General features: G+C 65.9%; 3 protein-coding genes and 1 pseudogene. 1 reads left to right on the plus strand and 3 read right to left on the minus strand.

What is annotated here, in order from left to right; genetic code table 11:
• The 3 genes from EOA33_RS26785 to EOA33_RS26795 form a co-directional block, all read right to left on the minus strand.
• Nucleotides 1-1501, minus strand: a 1501-nt coding sequence (locus tag EOA33_RS26785; protein WP_127407007.1) for a 2Fe-2S iron-sulfur cluster-binding protein, incomplete at its 3' end; no start/stop codon positions are given.
• Nucleotides 1498-1794 carry a sarcosine oxidase subunit delta gene (locus EOA33_RS26790; RefSeq protein WP_126054074.1) on the minus strand — a complete coding sequence of 99 codons (297 nt, stop codon included), beginning with the start codon at nt 1792-1794 and terminating at the stop codon, nt 1498-1500. The genes EOA33_RS26785 and EOA33_RS26790, both read right to left, overlap by 4 nt.
• Nucleotides 1795-1806: 12 nt before the next feature.
• Nucleotides 1807-3066 carry a sarcosine oxidase subunit beta gene (locus EOA33_RS26795; RefSeq protein WP_127407008.1) on the minus strand — a complete coding sequence of 420 codons (1260 nt, stop codon included), beginning with the start codon at nt 3064-3066 and terminating at the stop codon, nt 1807-1809.
• A gap of 219 nt (nt 3067-3285) precedes the next feature.
• Between EOA33_RS26795 and EOA33_RS26800 the strand changes: the two are divergent.
• Nucleotides 3286-4025, plus strand: a pseudogene (locus EOA33_RS26800) (mechanosensitive ion channel family protein); the annotation flags it as partial.

Consider the following 4025-nt stretch of genomic DNA (forward strand, 5'->3'; position numbering starts at 1 on the left):
CGGCTTCGACGTCCGGCAGGGCCGTCGGCGCGTCCGTGCCGCCCGCGGCAGCGACACCGGCGGTGCGGCCTTCGGCGATGGCCTCGGCGGTCGAGAAACTGCCGGTGAAGGCGCCTGCGCCGATCCAGCGCTGCGTCGGCTTCGGTGGCAGGAAGGCCTGCCTGGCCGGGTTCCACTCAGCCTTTGCGCCGGCCTGGCTGGCGAGATGGATCGTCGGCGACCAGCCGCCTGACATCAGCAGGCAGTCGGCATGGATGCTGCGCGCGTCGCCGGTGGGCGCGCCACTCAGCATGTCGAAGCGCTGCACTTTTAGGCCGGAGAGAGCCTTGCCGCCCTCGGTGGCCACCACGGCGTGACCGGAGAGCATTTCCGCCTCGGCCTCGGTGGCCAGCCGGCGCATTTCGTCCGACAGCCCGGAGCGAACGTCGACGATTGCGACGATCGCGGCCCCTGCCTTCCTCAGCGCCAGGGCGGAACGGTAGGCGCTGTCATTGTTGGTGAACAGGGCAATCCTCTCGCCGGGCAGGACGCCATATTCGTTGGCGTAGCGCTCTGCGGCATGCGCCAGCATGACGCCCGGCCGGTCATTGCCGGGGAAGACCAGCGGCCGTTCGAAGGAGCCGGTGGCAAGCACCACGGTTCTGGCGCGGATCGCCCAGTAGCGATGGCGCGGCTCGCCCTTGGCCAGGCTCTCCTTGTGGTCGCTGACACGCTCCAGCGCGGCAAGCGTGTTGCCGTCATAGTAGCCCCAGACCGTGGTGCGCGGCAAAAGCCGCACATTGTCGTTGCCTTCGAGTTGGCCGGCAACGCGCGCCGCCCAGTCGTCCGCCGGCATGCCGTCGATCGTCTCGCCGGACCAGTTGGCCGAGCCGCCGAAGCGCGGCTCCAGCTCGGTGAGGATGACGCGCGCGCCCTGTTCGGCGGCAGCCTTGGCGGCCATCAGCCCGGCCGGACCGGAGCCGACCACCAGCACGTCGCAGAAGGCGTTCATGCGCTCATAGCGCGAAGTGTCGGCGGCGGTGCCGGCTCTGCCGAGACCGGCGGCGCGGCGGATAAAATGCTCGCAGAACATCCAGAAGCGGGTGCCTTTGAGCGGGCCGATCACCGGCCCCATGAAGGTCTTGTAGTAGAAGCCGGCCGACAGGAGCTTGCCGCCGAGCTGGTTGGCCGCACTGACGTCCCAGGCAAGCGACGGGAAGCGGTTCTGGCTGACGGCGGTGAGCCCGTCATAGATCTCGACCATGGTCGCGGCGATGTTCGGTTCGCGCACCTCGCCGCGCAGCACTGTTACCAGCGCGTTCGGCTCCTCGACACCGGCCGTGAGCACGCCGCGCGGGCGGTGGTACTTGAACGAGCGGCCGAACAGCGTCACGCCATTGGCGAGCAGCGCCGAGGCCAGCGTGTCGCCGGCATGGCCGGTATAGGTCACGCCGTCGAAGGTGAAGCGGATGGTGCGCAGCCGGTCGACGCGGCCGCCGTTCTCGATGCGACGGGGGCTCACGACTTGGCTTCCGTCTTGTGCCGCGTGGCGGATCTGTGGCCGCCATGCGCGAAAGCAGTGCTGGAAATCTCGTGTGTCAGCGTGTTGCGCACGACCCTGATATGAGCGCGGCAGCCGCCGGCATGCTGCCAGATCTCGTTATGGTCGCCGGCCGGATTCAGCCGGTCGTAGACATAGGCGTTCCAGGCGTCGAGGTCCTGAGAGGCCGGTTGCGGACGCTCGCGGTTGCCATCGCCCTGATAGGCAAACTCGATGACGTCGCGTGGGCCACAATAGGGACAGGTGATAAGCATCTTATTTCAACCCTAGTGCAGCCGAGGCGTCGCGCCTTGGCCCTTGTCGTCGATGAAGAGACCGCGATAGAAGCGGTCGAGCGTGAACGGCGCGTTGAGCTCGTGCGGCTCGCCCTTGGCGATGGTCCAGGCAAAGCAAAAGCCGGAGGCCGGTGTCGCCTTGAAGCCGCCGTAGCACCAGCCGCAATTGAGATACATGCCGGGCAGCGGGCCAGTGGTAATGATCGGCGAGCCGTCCATCGTCATGTCGCAGAGGCCGCCCCAGGAGCGCAGCATGCGCACGCGCGCCAGGCCGGGGAACAGCGCCAGCATCTCGCTCATCACCTCGTCGACGATCGGCAGGCTGCCGCGCTGGGCATAGCTGTTGTAGCCGTCGAGGTCGCCGCCATAGACCAAGCCGCCCTTGTCGGACTGCGAGATGTAAAAGTGACCCATGCCGAAGGTCAGGATCGTGTCGATGATCGGCTTCAGCGATTCCGACACGAAGGCCTGCAGCACATGGCTCTCGATCGGCATCTTGTCGATGCCGGCCAGTTGCATGACGCGGCCGGTGCTGCCGGCAACGGCGAGCGCCACCTTCCTGGCGCGGATCTCGCCGCGCGTCGTCGAAACGCCGGTGATGCGGTCGCCGTCGCGCAGAAAACCGGTGACCTCGCAATTCTCGATGATGTCGACGCCGCGCCGGTCGGCGCCGCGCGCATAGCCCCAGGCCACCGCATCGTGGCGGGCGCTGCCGGCGCGCCGCTGCATCAGGCCGCCGATGACAGGGAACCGCGCCGAGCCGGAGACGTCGAGCGCCGGCACGAGCCGCTTGATCTGGTCGACGGTCATCAGCTCGGCATCGACGCCGAGATGGCGCATGGCGTTGCCGCGCCTGGCATAGTCGTCGAACTGGGCGGGCGTATGCGCCAGGTTCAGACAGCCGCGCTGCGAGAACATGACATTGTAGTTGAGGTCGTGCGAGAGGTTCTCCCAAAGCTTCATCGAATGCTCGTAGAAGCGGGTGTTGGAAGGCAAAAGGTAGTTCGAGCGCACTGCGGTGGTGTTGCGGCCGACATTGCCTGAGCCCAGCCAGCCCTTCTCCAGCACCGCGACGTTGGTGATGCCGTGCTCCTTGGCGAGGTAGTAGGCGGCCGACAGGCCGTGCCCACCGCCGCCGATGACGATCACGTCATAGGATGCCTTTGGGTCCGGCTTGCGCCAGGCCGGCTTCCAGTCCTTGTTTCCGCTGAGCGCGTTCTTGAGGAGCGAAAAGGCCGAATATTCCGCCATGTTTCATGTCGTCCGGTTGGTGCGATGCGGCAGACTATAGAGCAGGCAGCGGGCGCAAAGCCAAGATTGCGCCATCGCTTTTCGACAGGCCGACTTCCACTTGCCTGACCGGAGACGGCTTGCACTTGCCTGATCGGGGACGGCTTGCCGCGGGGTATGGCGGTCTTTATCAAGAACGAAATTACGAAGTCTTTTCGGCAGCGAGTCGCCATCAAGGTCATGTTCTTCCGGTTACTTCGCCTGATCCTGGTTCTGATGCTCGCCGTTTCGGCGCAGCCTTCGTTCGATGCGATGGCGCAGGCCATCGGCCAGGGTTCCGCGCAACTGATCGTCGACCAGCAGAAGGTCGTCCAGGACCTGGCGGCCAAGACCGATGGTCTCGAAAAGAAGGTCGCCGACGACGCCGAGGATGACGCAGCGCTTGTCGACGTCCGCCTGCAACTCGAGGATCTGTCGCGGGCGGCATTGAACAGCGCACTGGCCTTCCGCTCGCGCCTTGCCGACATCAACAACCGGATCGAGGTGCTTGGCCCGCCGCCGGCGCAGGGGCAGCCGCAGGAGCCGGCGATCGTTACCAACGAGCGCGGAGCGCTTGCCGCCGAAAAAGCCGAGATCAACGCCGTCATCGCCAGCGCGCAAAACCTGTCGATCCGCATCAACGGGCTGATCGACAAGATCGGCGTCATGCGCAGCGACCTTTTCCGCAATTTCCTCGCCAAGCGCTATGAACTGACGGACGCGCTCAGTCCCCAGGCCTTTTCCGATGCGCACGATCAATTCACCGGCCTTTACAAAGCCGTCTCGTCCTGGCTGATTTTCGCCTTCAAATTCAAACTCCAGGCCGTGCTCGCAGCGGCCCTGATGGCGCTGGGACTGGCGGCGGTGCTGCTGGTCGGCGGCCGGCGCCTGTTCGGGCGCATCTTCGAACCCGACCCGTCCATCGAGGCGCCGTCCTATCT

The organism is Mesorhizobium sp. M4A.F.Ca.ET.050.02.1.1 (genome assembly GCF_003997725.1).
Classification (GTDB): Bacteria; Pseudomonadota; Alphaproteobacteria; order Rhizobiales; family Rhizobiaceae; genus Mesorhizobium.